Source organism: Chelatococcus sp. GCM10030263 (assembly GCF_042666455.1).
Lineage (GTDB): Bacteria > Pseudomonadota > Alphaproteobacteria > Rhizobiales > Beijerinckiaceae > Chelatococcus.
In genome coordinates, this window is record NZ_JBHTDB010000005.1 from 992,123 (window position 1) to 1,009,110 (window position 16,988).

The 16,988-nt window shown below is 65.6% G+C and carries 16 protein-coding genes; 14 read left to right on the forward strand and 2 right to left on the reverse strand.

The window, feature by feature from the left end; genetic code table 11:
- The first annotated feature begins 6 nt into the window (after positions 1-6).
- Complete coding sequence (locus tag ACFQU1_RS14790; protein ID WP_378133798.1) at positions 7-450, forward strand: Zn-ribbon domain-containing OB-fold protein; 444 nt, start codon at positions 7-9, stop codon at positions 448-450.
- Between the two features lie 18 nt (positions 451-468).
- Here the strand turns inward: ACFQU1_RS14790 and ACFQU1_RS14795 are convergent, their stop codons facing one another.
- Positions 469-1,446, reverse strand: a complete 978-nt coding sequence (locus ACFQU1_RS14795) for a GntR family transcriptional regulator (protein ID WP_378133800.1) — start codon at positions 1,444-1,446, stop codon at positions 469-471.
- Between ACFQU1_RS14795 and ACFQU1_RS14800 the strand changes: the two genes are divergently transcribed.
- The 3 genes from ACFQU1_RS14800 (at position 1,424) to ACFQU1_RS14810 (ending at position 5,031) form a co-directional block, all read left to right on the forward strand.
- Positions 1,424-2,881, forward strand: a complete 1,458-nt coding sequence (locus ACFQU1_RS14800; RefSeq protein WP_378133802.1) for an amidase — start codon at positions 1,424-1,426, stop codon at positions 2,879-2,881. The two genes, ACFQU1_RS14795 and ACFQU1_RS14800, sit on opposite strands and share 23 nt — an antisense overlap.
- A 128-nt stretch (positions 2,882-3,009) precedes the next feature.
- Positions 3,010-3,912, forward strand: a complete 903-nt coding sequence (locus ACFQU1_RS14805) for a dihydrodipicolinate synthase family protein (RefSeq protein ID WP_378133804.1) — start codon at positions 3,010-3,012, stop codon at positions 3,910-3,912.
- Between the two features lie 252 nt (positions 3,913-4,164).
- On the forward strand, positions 4,165-5,031 hold the full coding sequence (locus ACFQU1_RS14810; protein ID WP_378133806.1) for a DMT family transporter: 867 nt from the start codon (positions 4,165-4,167) through the stop codon (positions 5,029-5,031).
- Between the two features lie 45 nt (positions 5,032-5,076).
- On the opposite strand, the gene ACFQU1_RS14815 is transcribed toward ACFQU1_RS14810, so the two are convergent.
- Entirely contained in the window at positions 5,077-5,739 is a 663-nt protein-coding gene (locus ACFQU1_RS14815) for an SGNH/GDSL hydrolase family protein (RefSeq protein WP_378133808.1), read from the reverse strand.
- Between the two features lie 257 nt (positions 5,740-5,996).
- Between ACFQU1_RS14815 and rocD the strand changes: the two genes are divergently transcribed.
- From rocD to cofH, 10 genes are all read left to right on the forward strand, one after another.
- Positions 5,997-7,211, forward strand: coding sequence for an ornithine--oxo-acid transaminase (rocD, locus tag ACFQU1_RS14820; RefSeq protein ID WP_378133810.1), 1,215 nt, complete (start codon positions 5,997-5,999; stop codon positions 7,209-7,211).
- A 617-nt stretch (positions 7,212-7,828) separates the two neighbouring features.
- Positions 7,829-8,701: a branched-chain amino acid ABC transporter permease gene (locus ACFQU1_RS14825; RefSeq protein WP_378133812.1), complete on the forward strand. Its 873-nt coding sequence runs from the start codon at positions 7,829-7,831 to the stop codon at positions 8,699-8,701.
- Entirely contained in the window at positions 8,698-9,735 is a 1,038-nt protein-coding gene (locus ACFQU1_RS14830; protein WP_378133814.1) for a branched-chain amino acid ABC transporter permease, read from the forward strand. Before ACFQU1_RS14825 ends, ACFQU1_RS14830 begins: the two co-directional genes overlap by 4 nt.
- Complete coding sequence (locus ACFQU1_RS14835; protein WP_378133816.1) at positions 9,732-10,529, forward strand: ABC transporter ATP-binding protein; 798 nt, start codon at positions 9,732-9,734, stop codon at positions 10,527-10,529. The genes ACFQU1_RS14830 and ACFQU1_RS14835 overlap by 4 nt, the downstream gene beginning before the upstream one ends.
- Positions 10,522-11,241 carry an ABC transporter ATP-binding protein gene (locus ACFQU1_RS14840; protein ID WP_378133818.1) on the forward strand — a complete coding sequence of 240 codons (720 nt, stop codon included), beginning with the start codon at positions 10,522-10,524 and terminating at the stop codon, positions 11,239-11,241. Before ACFQU1_RS14835 ends, ACFQU1_RS14840 begins: the two co-directional genes overlap by 8 nt.
- 174 nt (positions 11,242-11,415) lie before the next feature.
- Complete coding sequence (npdG, locus tag ACFQU1_RS14845) at positions 11,416-12,081, forward strand: NADPH-dependent F420 reductase (RefSeq protein ID WP_378133820.1); 666 nt, start codon at positions 11,416-11,418, stop codon at positions 12,079-12,081.
- Positions 12,082-12,087: 6 nt separating this feature from the next.
- Positions 12,088-12,858, forward strand: coding sequence for a coenzyme F420-0:L-glutamate ligase (cofE, locus tag ACFQU1_RS14850; RefSeq protein WP_378133822.1), 771 nt, complete (start codon positions 12,088-12,090; stop codon positions 12,856-12,858).
- Positions 12,855-13,832 carry a 2-phospho-L-lactate transferase gene (gene cofD, locus ACFQU1_RS14855; protein WP_378133824.1) on the forward strand — a complete coding sequence of 326 codons (978 nt, stop codon included), beginning with the start codon at positions 12,855-12,857 and terminating at the stop codon, positions 13,830-13,832. Before cofE ends, cofD begins: the two co-directional genes overlap by 4 nt.
- The gene (cofC, locus tag ACFQU1_RS14860) at positions 13,829-14,527 is read left to right on the forward strand and encodes a 2-phospho-L-lactate guanylyltransferase (RefSeq protein WP_378133826.1); all 699 of its coding nucleotides are present in this window, start codon (positions 13,829-13,831) and stop codon (positions 14,525-14,527) included. The genes cofD and cofC overlap by 4 nt, the downstream gene beginning before the upstream one ends.
- The gene (gene cofH / locus ACFQU1_RS14865) at positions 14,527-16,941 is read left to right on the forward strand and encodes a 5-amino-6-(D-ribitylamino)uracil--L-tyrosine 4-hydroxyphenyl transferase CofH (protein ID WP_378133828.1); all 2,415 of its coding nucleotides are present in this window, start codon (positions 14,527-14,529) and stop codon (positions 16,939-16,941) included. The genes cofC and cofH overlap by 1 nt, the downstream gene beginning before the upstream one ends.
- The last annotated feature ends 47 nt before the right edge of the window (positions 16,942-16,988 follow it).

Here is a 16,988-nt window from a genome sequence, read left to right on the forward strand (position 1 = left end):
CAATCCATGAGCTACGGCACCACGCCCCCGCCGCAGAAAACCGCCGGCCAGTCGGGCTACGACAAGCCGCTGCCGGAAATCACGCCGCTGACGAAGGGCTTCTGGGATCACGCCCGGCAGCATCGGCTCGCCATGCAGGTCTGCACCCATTGCGGCGATATCCATTTTCCGCCGTCCCCGGTCTGCCCGAAATGTTTGAGCGATGCTCAGGAATGGCGGCCGGTGAGCGGACGCGGCCGGCTTGAATCCTGGGTCGAGTTCCACCGCGCCTACTGGCCGGGCTTTGCGAATGAACTGCCCTATCGCGTCTGCCTGGTGAGGCTGGACGAAGGCCCGCTCCTCGTCAGCAATCTCGTCGGTGATGCCGCGGAGATCGGTGATCCTGTCGCGGTAGTCTTCGAAGCGGTGACGGAGGAAGTGACCTTGCCGAAGTTCAAGCGCGCCGGCTGAGGGGCGCGGGCGGCTTGCTCAGGAGGCCTGCGCGTGGGCATCGGCCCGTATCACTGCAGCCAATGCGCTGCCCGCTTTCAGAATGTGATCGCGGAGATAGGCGACGGCTTTTCCGACATCATTGTCCGCGCAAAGCCGCAGCAGTTCCTGATGGTCCTGCTCGGCATCGGCAAAAGCATCGGTCAGTAGAAGCTGCAGCCGAATATAGCGGTCCGTCTGATCGTTGATGGTCTGCACCACAGCCATGCTTTGCACCCGGCCGGCCGGCGCATAGAGGCTGCGGTGGAACTCCCAGTTGAGTTCTCCGCATTTGCCGATATCACGCTTGTGGTAGGCAGTCTCCAGTTGGCCCAAGATCGTGCGCGACCGGCCGAGATCTTTCGCCGTCATTTTGGGGATCGCGCGGGCGAGAAGATCGCATTCGAGCAAGGCTCTGATCTCGAATAGCTCCAGGATCTGCTCGACCGGCAACGAGGTGACGACGGCACCTTTGTGAATTTTCATCTCGATGAGGCCGGCCGCCTCGAGCTGCCTGAGCGCCTCGCGAACCGGCATTCGGCTGCAGCCATAATCGCTGGCGATCGCCTCCTGGACGAGCGGATCACCGTCCTTGAACTCGCCATTCAAGATGCGTTCGCGAAGGGATTCGGCGAGTGCCTCGGGGAGGCTCTGGCGGCTTAGGCGATATTTCGACCCTTGCTGCGCGCTCTTCTGCACCGTCTCGATCCTCTCGCTTTCCGAATCCGGAGCGAACCTCCGAGCTCGGCCAGGAGATTTGCCGGATCGTCTTGCGCTAGACAAGCGACTTTGCCTCTTCGTAGATTGGATCCAGAATTGAGCAGTCAGGCATGGGAGCGCCGGAACGCCTCGTGGCAAGCATTCCTCCCGCGCGAGACGCCTCCATCCGCCGCATATCGGCGGCGAGGTCCCTGTGGCATTCTCGTCAACGGAACGAAGCGCCGGAGATTCGCGATTGTCCCAGAAGCCAGCAACCAAGCACGCGATACCTCAGGCATCCGGCCTCTGCACTCTCTCGGCGGTCGAGCTCGCGCGAGGCATCACACGGCGAGAATTCTCCTCGCGGGAGGTCGTTGGCGCTTTCCTCGATCGCATTGAGGCGGTCAATCCGAAGGTCAATGCGATCGTCTCGCTGCGGCCGCGCGAGGACATCCTGCGCGAGGCCGCGCTCGCCGATGCGGAGCAAAAGGACGGCAAGGCGAGGGGGCCGCTGCACGGCCTGCCCATCGCGATCAAGGACCTCGCCAGGACGAAGGGCCTGACGACCACATTCGGCTATCGTGGCTTCGCCGACTGGATGCCGGACGAGGATGATATTGCCGTCGAGCGCATTCGTGCGGCAGGCGCCATCATCATCGGCAAGACCAATACGCCGGAATTCGGCCTGGGCTCGCAGACCCACAACGAGGTCTTCGGCGCGACAGTCAATGCTTTCGATCCGGCGCTGACATCCGGCGGGTCGAGCGGCGGTGCGGCGGTTGCGGTGGCGCTCAACATGCTGCCTCTGGCCGACGGCAGCGACTTCGGCGGTTCGCTGCGTAACCCAGCCGCCTACAACAATATTTATGGCTTTCGCCTGTCGCAGGGGCTGGTGCCTGGTGGACCGCGCGTCGAGACCTTCTTCGCCCAGATGGGCACGGAAGGGCCGATGGGGCGCAAGGTGGCTGACCTGGCGCTGCTGCTCGATGTGCTGGCTGGCTACGACCCGCGATCGCCTCTCTCGCATGGTGGCGAGGGTCGTTACCTCGCGGGACTGACCGCGTCTCCGCCGGCCGGCGGCCGCATTGCCTGGCTTGGCGATCTCGGTGGCCATGTGCCGATGGAAGCCGGCATTCTCGACCTCTGCGAGACGGCCTTGGGGCGCTTCGGTGAGCTTGCCGTGGCGGTTGAGCCGATCGTTCCCGCTTTTGATTTCGAGGCACTATGGCGAGCCTTCGTCACGCTCCGCCAAGCCACGAGCGCCCTCGGCCTGAAGGTTCATTATGACGATCCGGCCAAGCGCGCGCTTCTGAAGCCGGAGGCGATCTGGGAGATCGAGAGCGGACTGCGGCTCATGGCCGTCGATGTCTACAACGCCTCGGTGGTGCGCACGTCATGGCATCGCACCGTGCTCGGCCTGTTCGCGCGCTACGACTTTCTCGCGCTTCCGACGGCCCAGGTCTTCCCCTTCGACATCAAGACCCATTGGCCGCGCGAGGTGGGCGGCCGCGCCATGGACAGCTATCATCGTTGGATGGAGGTGGTCATCGGCGCCACCATGGCGGGCTGCCCGGTGATCAACCTGCCGGCCGGCTTCGATGACCGCGGACGGCCGATGGGCCTGCAGCTGATCGGACGCCCGCGGCACGACCTTGCCGTTCTCCAAGCCGCAGCAGCTTATGAGGCGATCTGTCCCTGGCCGGCGGGCGCCTGAACGGCCGAGCTGCGGCAGCCGGAGCGCAGCGAGCGCAAAGGCTGCCGAGGGGCCTCTTTCGAGTGGACAAATGCCCGGCCAATTTGTAGATTGGATCCAGTTGTTCGATTGTCGAAAGGTGGACCATGATGACCAGGTGGCGAGGTGTCTTTCCCGCGGTAACGACCAAGCTCACCCAGGACGGAGCCGTCGACCTGGATGCGACCAAAGCGAGCATCAATCGGCTGGTGGAGAACGGCGTCTCGGGCATCATCGTGCTGCCGATGCTCGGCGAGAACGCCTCGATGACACTCGGCGAGCGTGAGGCGATCATTCGTGCCGCCGTCGAGGTGGTCGCGGGCCGCGTGCCCGTTCTGTCGGGCCTCGCCGAGATCACCCTCGATAATGCAAAGGCCAATGCCAAGGCTTACGAAGGTTTCGGCGCTCAAGGACTGATGGTTTTCCCGAGCCTCGCCTATCGGACGGATCCGCGCGAAACCGTGGCCTGGTACAAGGGGATCGCCAGCGCCTCGTCGCTGCCGATCATGATCTACAACAATCCGATCGCCTATGGCGTCGACGTGACCTGCGACATCTTGAAGGAACTCGTGGACACGCCGGAGATCGTCTGCATCAAGGAAGAGACGGGCGACATCCGACGGGTCACCGACATGTATGTCGCCCTCGGTGATCGCTTCAGCGTCTTCTGCGGCGTCGATGATCTGATCGTCGAAAGCTGCGCCCTGGGCGTCACGGGTTGGGTCTCGGGCATGACGAATGCTTGGCCGGCCGAATGCGTCGAATTGTTCAATCTCTGCGCCGAGCAGAAATTCTCCGAGGCCCGCGAGCTTTATCACATCATGACGCCGGCCTTTCATCTCGATACGCATGTGAAGCTCGTGCAGTACATCAAATTCGCCGAGCATCTCGTCTATGGTGCGCCCGAATGGACGCGAGCGCCGCGCTTGCCGCTCGTGGGCAGCGAGCGGCAGGCCGTCACCGACATCATCAAGAAAACGATGGCGGATCTCGAAACCGGGCGGCGTCGGTAAGGGGCCACTGGAGCCGGCGTGCGCAACTTGCCGCTCGCCGGCCGCAATATCGCCTTCGACACCTTTCTGGAGCGGCCGGCGCGGTGAACGACGGCCCGCGCGACCGCTGAACGGGCACTTCCCTCCGCGGCGGATCGCGGTCATAAGAGCTCGCACCTTGAGCAGGCTGGCAGCCGGCCTTTGCTCCCTCGACCCATCTGCCTTTGGCGACCACCCCGGGGACTAATGTCGCGCCCTGCTGCCGCATCTTTGTTGCTGCTCTGCACATTTCTGTGGGGGATTGCCTTCGTCGCGCAGAAGTCGGCCGTCGCCTTCATGGAGCCGCTGACTTTCACGGGGCTGCGCTATCTCCTCGGCGGCTTGATCATCCTGCCGCTGGCGCTCGTCGAGCGTCGGCGCAAGGGCGCAACTTTCACGCGGGCGCAGGGCATTTTCGTCCTCGTCATGAGCGTCGTGTTCTTCTTTGGCGTTTGGCTGCAGCAGGGGGGGCTGGTGACGACCACGGTCACCAATGCCGGTTTTCTCACAAGCCTCTATGTGCTGTTTGCACCCGTCATCCTCATCGCGCTGCGCAAGCCGCCGCATCCGATCATCTGGATCTCGATGCCGCTCGCCCTCGCCGGCGTCTACTTCCTTAACGGCGGGGGCCTCGACAGCTTCAACCTGGGTGACGCCCTGGTGGTCGGCAGCGCCCTGTTCTATGCGGTGCATCTGCTGATGCTCGGGCATATCGTCCGCGCCACCGGCACCCCGATCTTCATATCCTGCATCAGCTTCCTGGTCGCCGGCGTGATCGCAAGCGGCGCGAGCCTCGCGCTCGAACAGCCGACCCTTGCCGGCATCAGCGACGGCTGGCTCGAACTCGCCTATGCGGGGGGCATCTCGACGGCGATCGCCTACACGCTTCAGGCTGTCGGCCAGCAATATGTGCCGCCGGCCAATGCCGCGGTCATCCTGTCGTCCGAGAGCCTTTTCGCCGGATTGAGCGGGGCGCTGCTTCTGGGGGAACGACTGCCGCTCATCGGCTATGCCGGGGCGGGTCTCATCTTCCTTGCCGTCGTGCTCGCCGAGGCGGTGCCGGCGCTCGCACAGCGGCAACGCGCCGCCGTCAGCGCTTGAGGCGCCGCGGTTTCTGCCCCGTCGGCGGGCAAGCCTCGGCACCTTCTACCGCAAGAGCGCGTCGACGATCGGCGCAAGGCCCTCGCCGATGGCGCGGGTATTGGCTGCATCGAGATGCACGCCGTCGATGGGGGAGGCGACCGCCACCGCCGCCGCATCGAAGAAGGCGCAGCCGTGATGCTCTGCCACCTCGCGATAGTGGCCGGCGAGCGCCTTCGATTCGGCGATGCTCCGGCCGGCCGCCGGCCTGCCGTCGTCCGCCATGGTTTCGCAGAAATGGGGAGGCGAGACGACGAGCACCTGCGGGGCCGCATAGCCGTGGCCGTAGGGATAGGTTTCGACGATCTCGACGAGCCGTCCCATGCCGGCGGCGGTGCCGAAGGCCGTGCCGCAGATATGCGGCTTCAGGTCGTTCGCGCCCAGCATGATGATGACGAGGTCGAGGGGCGCATGGCTGCCGAGCAGCGTCGGCAGGACGCGCGCGCCGTTCCGGTCGGCCGCCGCGGCGAAATCGTCGAAGCAGGTGGTGCGGCCGCCGAGCCCCTCCGCGATGACACGGGCGCGCCCCCCGAGCGCCGCCTCCAGCACACTCGGCCAGCGGTCGGCGAAAGCATGGCGTCCGCCGCCGCGCGGGTCCGTTCCCCAGGTAAGGCTGTCGCCGAAGGCGAGAATCACCTTCTGTCCGTTGTCTGCCGCTTCAAACGCCATAGCTACCTCGAGTGTCTCTGGTCACGGCCAGCCCGTCTGTTGAAGCGGCGCGTGCAAGGATGAGCGGCATGATACCGCCGGCCGCGAGAATTGCGATCTCCAGCGCCGTCGCACGACGGAATATGTGACGCGGATACGATGCCGATGCGGGCGACGGCGATCCAGCCAGATCTTGTTCCAGCGGCTCGGTGCGCCCATCTCGGTCTTGGCAGGCCAACGGAGCACACAGGGTCGTGCGCTGACAGCAAAGGTGCATCATGAGCACGGACGTTCTCGACCTCATTGCCACCGAGGCCCGCCTCGGAGCGCAGAATTACAAGCCGCTCGATGTCATTCTTTCGCGGGGCGAGGGCGTGTGGGTCTGGGACACCGAGGGCCGGCGCTATCTCGACTGCCTGTCGGCCTATTCGGCCGTCAATCAGGGCCACTGCCACCCGAAGATCCTCGCGGCCATGGTCGAGCAGGCCAAGAAGCTGACGCTGACCTCGCGCGCTTTCCGCAACGATCAGCTCGCGCTGTTTTACGAGGAGGTCGCGGCGCTCACCGGCTCGCACAAGGTGCTGCCCATGAACAGCGGCGCCGAGGCGGTGGAGACCGCCATCAAATGCGTCCGAAAATGGGGCTACGAGGTCAAAGGCGTACCGGAGGACAAGGCGGAGATCATCGTCTGCGCCGATAATTTCCACGGCCGTACGCTCGCCGTCGTCGGCTTCAGCACCGATCGGGAGGCGCGCGGCCATTTCGGCCCCTTCGCGCCGGGCTTTCGTGTCATTCCCTTCGGCGACATTGCGGCCTTCGAGGCGGCGATCACGCCCCATACGGTCGCCTTCCTGGTCGAGCCGATCCAGGGCGAGGCGGGCGTCATCATTCCGCCCACCGGCTATTTCCCGGCCGTGCGCGCGCTCTGCACCAAGCACAATGTCACGCTGATCCTCGACGAGATCCAGACCGGCCTCGGGCGCACCGGGCGGCTCCTCGCCGAGGCGCACGAGGGCATCGAGGCGGATGTGACGCTGATCGGCAAGGCTTTGTCGGGCGGCTTTTATCCCGTCTCGGCGGTGCTCTCCAACACGGCCGTGCTCGGTACCCTGAAGCCCGGCCAGCACGGCTCGACCTTCGGCGGCAATCCGCTCGCCTGCGCAGTGGCGCGGGCGGCCCTTCGTGTCCTCATCGAGGAGGGCATGATCGAAAACGCCGAGCGGCAGGGCCGGCATTTCCACGATGGACTGAAAGCCATGCGCGTCAATAACGTGCGCGAGATCCGCGGGCGGGGGCTGATGCTCGCCGTCGAGCTTCACCCGGAGGCGGGCGGCGCGCGGCGCTACTGCGAGGCGCTGCAGGCGCGGGGCCTGCTCGCCAAGGACACGCACGAACACACCATCCGCATCGCCCCGCCGCTCGTCATCACCCAAGGCGAAGTGGAATGGGCTGTGGATACGATCGAGGCAGCGCTCACGCAGGACCTGTCGTGAGCCTCTCCGTGCGGGATTGCTGATTCAACGTCTTCGACGGCAGACTGTCCGGCGGATCCCTCCCTGTTCGCGGCCAAGCTCTTCTAGGTCTCGCATGCCGGGCGCCTGACGCACGCGCGATGAGGACGGTCGTCTCCTTTCGCGACTATGAATCGCCGCCCGCCCTTGGGTCCCATCGGCAGCGACTCGGCGTCATCGAACGGGCCGGCACGCCACTTGCATAATGCTCGGGCGAAGGGCGGCGCGGTCAGGGTCGGCGCTCTCGTCGCGCCGCCGCTTCCGTCATCCTGACGACACAATCAGGCTTGCACCCATGGCCGAATTCGATCACTATTATACTAATGATAGTACCATAGGCACATAACCTTGCCGCATGTCAGAGGGGGCGGTTATGGTCCAAGCCGCAGAGCCTTCGAAGCGTCCGCAGACGCGGGATATGCGCTGGGCGGAATAACGACGGGAGGAATGGTTGCAAGATCGACTGCATGAACCCGGATCGGCCGGGCGCACTCGCGCGGCCCGTCACGACGACACCGGTCGGCTCGCAGATGTGAGCTCTTCCAGCAAGTAATCGATACACCCGAGAATCCACGCGTCGGATGAGGTGAGGAACCGCCTTGGATCAGCTCCTTCAGCATATAGCGAATGCCCTCATCATGGGCGGAACATACGCTCTGCTCGGGATCGGCCTTACTTTGATTTTCGGCATCATGCGGATCGTCAACTTCACGCATGGTGAGCTCTACACTTTCGGCGCCTATATGATGTACCTGTTCGCCGTGGTGCTGGGCTTGAATTTCTATGCGTCCATCGCCTTCGCCATCGCCGCCGGCATTTGTCTCGGGGCGGTGATCGAGTTCACGCTCCTGCGGCCGAAACGATCCGCCGATATCGACACGACCATGCTCATCATGATCGGCGCGTGGATCGTGATGCAGAACACCGAAATGCTCGTCTGGGGAACAGTCGCGAAATCGGTGTCGACGCCTTTTCCCAATGAGCCGCTCACCATGGGGGCCGTCTCGATCTCCTGGCTGCGCGTGGTGGTGCTCGCGGTGGCGCTTCTGCTGATCGGCGGCACCTATCTGATCATCAACCGGACGAAGCTCGGCAAGGCGATGCGCGCCACTTTCCAGGACAGCTCGACGGCCGCCCTCATGGGCGTCAAGGTCAGCCGCATCTACACGACGACATTCGCGCTCGGATCGGGCCTTGCCGCCGCCGCTGGGGCGCTTCTCGGGCCGGTTTTCGTGGTGGCGCCCAATATGGGCGACATCGCCTCGCTCAAGGCTTTCGCCATCGTCATCCTCGGCGGCCTCGGCAATGTCACGGGGGCGGCCATCGGTGGCTTCATCCTCGCCTTCGCCGAGGAGATGGGCGCCGGTTACGTCTCGTCCGGCTATCGCGATGCGATGGGCTTCCTGATCATCATCATCGTTCTCCTCTTCAGGCCGACTGGCCTGTTCGCCCGGTCGGAGCGCATCGGATGAGACGCCTTTTTCCGCTCCTGGTTCTTCTCGCCTTCGCATCGGTGCCGCTGTGGCTCCGGGATCAGTATCTGCTGAATGCTCTCATCATGGCCGGCATCTTCATGCTGGCGGCGATGAGCCTGAACCTGCTCCTCGGCTATACCGGGCAGTTGAGCCTCGGCCATGTCGCCTTCTTCGGCATCGGCGCCTATGTGAGCGCGCTGACTGCGGTCGGCTTTACCGTGACGATCTTCGGCTACGAGATCACCCACGAGCCCTGGCCGCCCGTTGTCGGGCTCCTCTTCGGCATGATCGCTGCCGGCCTCTGCGGCTATCTCATCGGTAAGCTCGCCTTCCGTGTCCGGGGCGCCTATTTCGTCATCGTCACCATCAGCTTCGCCGAGGTGGTGCGCCTCGTCGCCCTGAACTGGGTCGAATTGACCAATGGTCCGCTCGCGCTGTCGAATATCCCGCCGCTGACGCTCGGCTTCGACTGGACGGGTTCGATCACGCTGTGGAAGAAGACGGGCAACTACTATGTCGTCCTGTTCTTCATCACGGTCGCCTATATCATCATCAAGCGCCTGGTGAACTCTCCCTACGGCCGCGCCATGATCGCGCTGCGCGAGAACGAGACGCTCGCCGTCTCGGTCGGCATCAGCGTCACGCGCTATCTGGTCTTGGCGGCGGTGGTTTCGGGCGCCATGGCGGGTGCGGCCGGCGGCCTCTATGCCCATTACATCATGATCATCGATCCGATGATCTTCATGTTCCTCAATACGGTAACGATGGTGATCATGGTCATCACCGGCGGCAAGGGAACGCTCGCCGGACCGATCGTCGGCGGCCTCATCTTCGGCATGGCGCCGGTGGTTCTGCGGGCTTATGTCGGTCCCGAGGTGCAATGGATCCTCTACGGCGTGCTCATGATCCTCATCGTCTATGTGCTTCCCGAGGGCATCGTGCCGGCCATCGAGCGCTGGTTCGACCGGTCGGCGAAGGCGCCGACCAAAGAGGAGCCGCCACTGGCCTTGGAAGGTGAGGTCCGCTCATGAGCGCCGTTCCAGCCATCGCCGATGCGCCGATCCTCGCCGTCGAGCATGTCGCGGTCCATTTCGGCGGCCTCGTCGCCATCTCGGACATGAGCTTCCATGTGGCGGAAGGCGAACTCGTCAGTCTCATCGGGCCGAACGGTGCCGGCAAGACAACGGCCTTCAACGTCATCACGGGCTTCCTCAAGCCGACGAAAGGGGTCGTGCGCTTTCGCGGCACGCCGCTCGCCGGTCTGAAGCCACACCATGTGACGGCGCTCGGGCTGGTGCGCACCTTCCAGCGCACCAATCTTTTCGACAAATGCACCGTCTTCGACAATGTCCTGATCGGCCTGCACAGGCGTTCGTCGCAGAACCTTCTCGGCACCTTGCTCGGGCTGCCGCGCGAACGGCAGGCCGAGAGGGCGCTGCGCGACAAGGCCTGGGAGATCCTCGAGCTCGTCGGCATCGCCCACCAGGCGAACGAGCTCGGCGGCAGCTTGCCCTACGGCAATCAGCGCCTCCTCGGCGTGGCCCTGGCGCTTGCGGCCGATCCGGTGGCGCTCCTGCTCGACGAGCCCGTTTCAGGCATGAATGCCGCGGAGACGGACCGCTTCATCGCCCTCCTCGACAAGCTCCGGGCACGCGGCATGACCATCGTGCTGGTCGAGCACGACATGCCGATGGTGATGGGGATTTCCGACCGAATCGTCGTTCTCAACTACGGGCGGATTATCGCCAATGGTCCACCCTCGGTCATCCAGAGCGATCCCGAAGTGATCCAGGCCTATCTGGGGCAGGGCGTGAAACATGCTTGAGATCCGCAACCTCGTTTGCCGCTACGGCAAGGTCACGGCCATCAAGGGCATCTCGCTCAAGGTGCCCGAGAAGCAGCTGGTGGTGCTGGTCGGCGCCAACGGCGCTGGCAAGTCGACGACGCTTCGCGCCGTCTCGGGCCTCGTGCCGGCCGCTTCCGGTCAGATCATCTTCGACGGCACGGACATCACCGGCCTCTCGCCGAGCCGCATCCTCGCGCTCGGCATCGCCCATTGCCCCGAGGGCCGGCGCGTCTTTCCCTATATGACGGTCATCGAGAACCTGGAGATGGGGTGCTATTTGCGCTCCGACACCAAGGAGATCGCCGCCGACATGGACCGGATCTTCGGCCTTTTCCCCCGGCTCGCCGAGCGTCGTCGGCAGGTCGCCGGCACCTTGTCCGGCGGCGAGCAGCAGATGCTCGCCATTGGCCGCTCCCTCATGTCTCGGCCGAAGCTCGTGATGTTCGACGAGCCGTCGCTCGGACTCGCGCCGAATATCGTAGAGCAGACCTTCGACATCATTCGCGGCATCCGCGCCTCCGGCACCACGGTGCTCATGGTCGAACAGAATGCCTATGCGGCCCTCGACATGTGCGACTATGCTTATCTTCTCGAGGCGGGTACCATGCCGCTCGAAGGCACCGGCGAGAAGCTGATCAATGATCCGCACGTGCGGGAAGCCTATCTGGGCGCCGGCATGGCCCACGCATAGGTCCGATCGGCATCTGAGCGGCACGAGCCGGACATGGCTCGCTTGTCGATATAAGTTGTCTTATCTTACTATTGATAGTATGTATTGGCTGTCGCGGGGGCGTCGCTCGTCCGCAGATCAGCAGGCGGCAGGCCGCATGGGCAATCCCCGGGCGTTGCAGTGAGCGGAGACATCATGTCGGATGCGTCGAAGCCGGTCATCGGCATCATCGGAGGAACGGGCGATCTCGGGTCGGGGCTCGCCAAGGGATGGGCGGCTGCCGGCTATAGGGTCGTCATCGGCTCGCGTTCCAGCGAGAAAGCTGAGGGTGTCGCGAAAGAGCTCGGCCACGGTGTGACCGGCGCGGACAATGTTGGTGCTGCGCAAGCGGCAGATATCGTGATACTCGCCGTTCCCTTCTCCAGCCACGATCAGACGATCGAGGAGATCAAGGGCGCCGTTGCGGGCAAGATCGTCGTCGATGCCGCCGTGCCGCTCGTGCCGCCGAAGGTCTCGACCGTGCAGCTGCCGAGCGCCGGATCGGCGGCACAGATTGCCCAGCGTCTGCTCGGCGAGGGCGTGCGGGTCGTCTCGGCCTTCCACAATGTGGGCGCGGCGAAGCTGCACGCCGGCGGCCGCGTCGACTGTGACGTGCTCGTCTTCTCCGACGACAAGGAAGCGCGCAACGCCGTGATCGAACTCGCCGGGGTCGTTGCGCGGCGCGGTGTCGCCGGCGGTCCTCTCGCGAATTCCGCCGCCGCCGAGGCTATGACTTCGGTGCTGATCTGGATCAATCGGCAGTATAAGGTGCCGGGTGCCGGCGTCGGGATCACCGGTCTCGAGACGGCAGGCCCGACGTAATCATCGATGTGCGCCCAACCGGTCTCTTTCTTCCCCTTATCGGGCATTCCGCTGATCGAGCCGGGCGATGATCTCGCCCAGATCCTCGCGGATGCCCTGCGGAAGAACGACTTGGCGCTTCTCGACGGCGACATTCTCGTGGTGGCGCAGAAAATCGTCTCCAAGGCCGAAGGGCGCTATGTGGACCTCGCCGAGGTCACGCCCTCCGCGCGGGCGCATGAGATCGCCGCAAAGACCGGCAAGGATCCGCGGCATGTGGAGGTTGTCCTCTCCGAGTCCGAGGAGATCGTGAAAGTGGGGCCACGCGTCGTCGTCGCGGCCCATAAGCTCGGCTTCGTCATGGCCAATGCCGGCATCGACGAATCCAATATCAGCCACGACGACGGGGCAGGGCGGGTGCTGCTGCTGCCGCATGATCCGGACGGCGCAGCGGCGGAGCTGAAGCGCCGGCTCGATATGGCCTTCGGCATATCGATCGGCGTCGTGATCAACGACAGCTTCGGGCGGCCCTGGCGCAATGGCGTCGTCGGCGTCGCGCTCGGTGCCGCAGGCGTACCGTCGCTGGTGGATCGCATCGGCAGCCAAGACCTGTTCGGCCGCAGCCTCAAGGTGACGGAGATTGCGGTTGCCGACGAACTCGCATCCGCCGGCTCGCTGCTGATGGGGCAGGCCGCCGAGGGCATCCCCGCCGTCCTCGTGCGCGGCTTTCGCTGCGATGCGCCGGATAGGCCCGCATCGGCGCTCATCCGCAGCCGCGAAAGGGACATGTTCCGATGACGGTTCGCGCCCCCCGTCCCGACACGCACCGCGTTGTCGCCCTCTGCGGCGGGGTCGGCGGCGCCAAGCTGGCGCTGGGGCTCGCCCGCGTGCTCGGCGAGGATCTCACCGTCATCGTCAATACGGGCGACGATTTCGAACATCTCGGGCTGATGATCTCGCCCGATATCGACACGGTGCTCTATACGCTCTCAGGGCTCGCCGACAAGGAGCGGGGCTGGGGCCGCGCCGACGAGAGCTGGGAGTTCATGCGCGCGCTCGGTCCGCTCGGCGGCGAGACCTGGTTTCAGCTGGGCGACCGGGATCTCGCCCTGCATGTCCTGCGCACGCAGCAACTCAGGAGCGGCCGCTCGCTCACTGACGTGGTCGGCGACATCGCACGCCGGCTCGGGATCGCCGCGACGATCCTGCCCATGTCCGACGACCCCATTCGCACCATGGTGGAGACGGACGAGGGAACGCTGCCGTTCCAGCGCTATTTCGTGGAACGGCGTTGCGGGCCGGCGGTTCGCGCCATTCGTTTCGACGGGGCGCTAGAGGCGGCGATGTCGGCCGCCGTGCGGGCGGCGCTCGCGGCCCCCGATCTTCGGGCGATCGTCGTCTGTCCGTCCAATCCGTTCCTGAGCGTCGATCCGATCCTCGCGGTGCCCGACCTTCGCCGGCTGGTGGAGGCCTCGCAGGCGCCGGTCGTGGCGGTGTCGCCGATCATCGGCGGCAAGGCCGTCAAGGGGCCGACCGCCAAGATCATGGCCGAGCTCGACGTTCCCACGACTTCGCGCGCCATAGCTGATCATTATCGCGGCCTGCTCGACGCTCTCGTCATCGATGAAACCGATGCCGCCGAACGCGACTTACCCGGGGTGTCCACCAAAGTCGCGCCGACCCTCATGCAGAGCGACGCCGATCGCGAGCGGCTCGCCGGCACTGTGCTCGCCTTCGCCGACGAGATCGCCGCCATCGGGAGCCGGTCATGATGCGTCACCCGTCCATGGGCGAGATCTGGGCTGTCGTGCCCGTCAAGAGCTTCGCGCGTGCGAAGACCCGCCTCGCCGGAATTCTTGCACCCCGCGAGCGGCAGGAGCTCGCCATGGCCATGCTCGCCGACGTGCTCGAAGCGCTGGCCGCTACCGAGGGTCTCGACGGCATCCTCGTCGTCACCGCGGATGCGGAAGCCGCCGCCATGGCCGGGAGCTTCGGCGCGCTGGTGCTCACCGATCCGGTCGAGAGCGGCACCAATCCCGCTGTGCTCTGGGGTCTTCGCGAGCTCGACCGGCTCGGCAAGTCCGGCGCCGTCGTGGTTCCCGGCGACCTGCCTTTCGTCACGCCGGCAGAGCTGGGAGCGGTGCTCGCCGCCCTCAGCCGCTCGCCCGCCGTGCTCGTGCCGGCCGTGCGTGATGGTGGCACCAATATCCTCGCCCTGTCGTTGCCCAGCGCAATGACGCCGGCCTTCGGTCACGACAGTTTCGCCCGGCATCTCGCGGCCGCGACGGCGGCCCGGCTCGATCCCGCGGTCCTGACCTTCGACGGTGCCGGCCACGACATCGACGTGGCGGCGGATCTCGTCGTCGATGCGGGATGCCGTGGCGGCCGGCGCACGCGCGCCTGTCTCGGCCATTTGCACGCTGTCGCGCGCTCGCGTCGGGCCAGCCAGCTCGAAGAGGCAGTCTGATGATCAAGCCGACGGCGCTTCTATCCTTCCCGCAGGATCGCCGGCTCACCCGCGAGGAAGCGATGAGCCTGATCGACCTCGCGGACCCCGCCCCGCTTCTGGCGGCGGCCGCCGCCCGCCGCGACGCGGCGCATGGCGCCTTCATCTCCTATTCGCGCAAGGTCTTCATCCCGCTCACCCAGCTTTGCCGTGACGTCTGCCACTACTGCACCTTCGCCCATCCGCCGCGTGAGGGCGAACGCGCCTATCTCACGCCCGATGAGGTGCTCGCCGTCGCCGAGGCCGGCAAGCGCGCGGGTTGCAAGGAAGCCCTGTTCACCCTGGGCGACAAGCCGGAGCTGCGCTACCGCCGCGCCCGGGAGGAGCTCGACGCCCTCGGCCATTCAACGACGCTGTCCTATCTCGCCGAGATGGCGGCGCTCGTGCTGGCCAAGACGGGCCTCCTGCCGCATGTCAATCCGGGGCTGATGGCGGACGAGGATCTCGCGGCCCTACGTCGTGTCTCCGTCTCCCAAGGCATCATGCTGGAGAGCGCCTCCGAGCGGCTCTGCGGCAAGGGCATGGCTCATCACGGTTCGCCGGACAAGGCGCCGGCGCTGCGCCTCGACACCATCCGGCGGGCCGGCGAGCAGCGCATCCCCTTCACCTCCGGCATCCTGATCGGCATCGGCGAGACCCGGGCGGAGCGGATTGACGCGCTGCTTGCGCTCCGCGACATCAACGATGCGCACGGCCATATCCAGGAGATCATCGTCCAGAACTTCCGGCCGAAGCCCGGCACGCGCATGGCCGCCGTGCCGCCGCCGTCGCTCGATGACCACCGCTGGACGATCGCCGTCGCCAGGCTTCTCTTCGAGCCGGAGATGAATATCCAGGCGCCACCCAATCTGAGCCCCGGCGAACTGACGGAGCTCGTGGCCGCCGGCATCAACGATTGGGGCGGCGTCTCGCCGGTAACGCCCGATCACGTCAATCCGGAAGCGCCCTGGCCCCAGCTCAAGGTGCTGGAGGCGGCGACCGAAGCTGCCGGCAAGCATCTGACCGAGCGGCTTGCCATCTACCCCGCTTATGCCCGCCGCCCCTTCGACTGGGTCGAGGAGAAGCTGCACAAGCCTCTCTACGACCTCATCGACGGCGACGGTTGGCCGCGCAGTGATCCCTGGTGCCCAGGCCGCGCCGACCCGTCACCGCTCCTCGAAGCGACGCTGGTCCATGCGGGCAGGCCGAAGAGCGTGGCCGGGGACTTGCGGGACATTCTCGCAAAGGCTGACGGTGCCGAGCCGCTGACCGAGGCGGAGATCGTGCGCCTCTTCCGGGCGCGGCGTGAGGAATTCACCGCCGTTTGCCGCGCCGCCGACGATCTGCGCCGCAAGGTCAACGGCGATGCCGTGAGCTATGTCGTCACGCGCAACATCAACTATACCAACATCTGCTACTTCAAATGCCAGTTCTGCGCCTTCTCCAAAGGCAAGCTGAGCGAGAACCTGCGCGGCCGGCCCTATGACCTCGATATGGCAGAGGTGGCCGGTCGTGTGCGCGAGGCCTGGCAGCGAGGCGCGACCGAAGTCTGCATGCAGGGCGGCATCCACCCCTCTTATACCGGGCAGAAATATCTGGAGATTCTGAGCGCGGTGAAGGAAGCCGTGCCTGGAATTCATGTGCACGCCTTCTCGCCGCTCGAGGTGGCGCAGGGCGCCAAGACGCTCGGTCTGCCCGTGGCCGAGTTTCTCGCAGACCTCAAGGCCGCGGGGCTCGGCACCTTGCCGGGCACGGCCGCCGAGATCCTCGACGACGAGGTGCGCGCGCGCCTTTGCGCCGACAAGCTCAATACGGCGGAATGGCTCGACGTGATGCGCGCGGCGCACGGCCTTGGCTTCCGCTCGACGGCAACCATCATGTTCGGCCATATCGAGCGCTACGAGCACTGGGCGCGGCATCTGATCCGCATCCGCGACCTGCAAGCTGAGACCGGCGGCTTCACGGAATTCGTGCCGCTGCCCTTCGTTCACATGGAAGCCCCGATCTATCTGAAGGGCCGGTCGCGGCCGGGGCCGACCTTCCGCGAGGCAGTGCTGATGCATGCCGTTGCCCGTCTCGCGCTCCACCCGCATATCACCAACATCCAGGCGTCCTGGGTGAAGCTCGGCGCCGACGGCGTGCGCCATTGCCTGGAGGCGGGCGTCAACGATCTCGGCGGCACCCTGATGGACGAGAGCATCTCGCGCGCCGCCGGCGCAAGCCACGGCCAGGAGATGACGCCGCAGCGCATGGAAGAGATCATCCGCTCGGCCGGCCGCCTGCCGCGCCAGCGCGATACCCTCTATCGCGATGCGGGCGAGGAGAGGCGGGCCCGCGCCTTCGCGAGCGCCCGTGAGCGCGCGCGGGCCGCGCAGGCCGTTCCCGAGCCCGCCTAGGCAGGCTGAATGCCGGCGTCATCAACAGCAATGGTGTAATATAAACT

Excerpts from the sequence above, each read along its gene's own strand:
- ACFQU1_RS14830 (WP_378133814.1), top strand. The coding sequence starts at position 8,698 with ATGAGACGCCTTTTTCCGCTCCTGGTTCTTCTCGCCTTCGCATCGGTG.
- ACFQU1_RS14835 (WP_378133816.1), top strand. The coding sequence starts at position 9,732 with ATGAGCGCCGTTCCAGCCATCGCCGATGCGCCGATCCTCGCCGTCGAG.
- cofH (WP_378133828.1), top strand. The coding sequence starts at position 14,527 with ATGATCAAGCCGACGGCGCTTCTATCCTTCCCGCAGGATCGCCGGCTC.
- cofC (WP_378133826.1), top strand. The coding sequence starts at position 13,829 with ATGATGCGTCACCCGTCCATGGGCGAGATCTGGGCTGTCGTGCCCGTC.
- npdG (WP_378133820.1), top strand. The coding sequence starts at position 11,416 with ATGTCGGATGCGTCGAAGCCGGTCATCGGCATCATCGGAGGAACGGGC.
- ACFQU1_RS14840 (WP_378133818.1), top strand. The coding sequence starts at position 10,522 with ATGCTTGAGATCCGCAACCTCGTTTGCCGCTACGGCAAGGTCACGGCC.
- cofE (WP_378133822.1), top strand. The coding sequence starts at position 12,088 with ATGTGCGCCCAACCGGTCTCTTTCTTCCCCTTATCGGGCATTCCGCTG.
- rocD (WP_378133810.1), top strand. The coding sequence starts at position 5,997 with ATGAGCACGGACGTTCTCGACCTCATTGCCACCGAGGCCCGCCTCGGA.
- ACFQU1_RS14805 (WP_378133804.1), top strand. The coding sequence starts at position 3,010 with ATGACCAGGTGGCGAGGTGTCTTTCCCGCGGTAACGACCAAGCTCACC.
- ACFQU1_RS14790 (WP_378133798.1), top strand. The coding sequence starts at position 7 with ATGAGCTACGGCACCACGCCCCCGCCGCAGAAAACCGCCGGCCAGTCG.
- cofD (WP_378133824.1), top strand. The coding sequence starts at position 12,855 with ATGACGGTTCGCGCCCCCCGTCCCGACACGCACCGCGTTGTCGCCCTC.
- ACFQU1_RS14815 (WP_378133808.1), bottom strand. The coding sequence starts at position 5,739 with ATGGCGTTTGAAGCGGCAGACAACGGACAGAAGGTGATTCTCGCCTTC.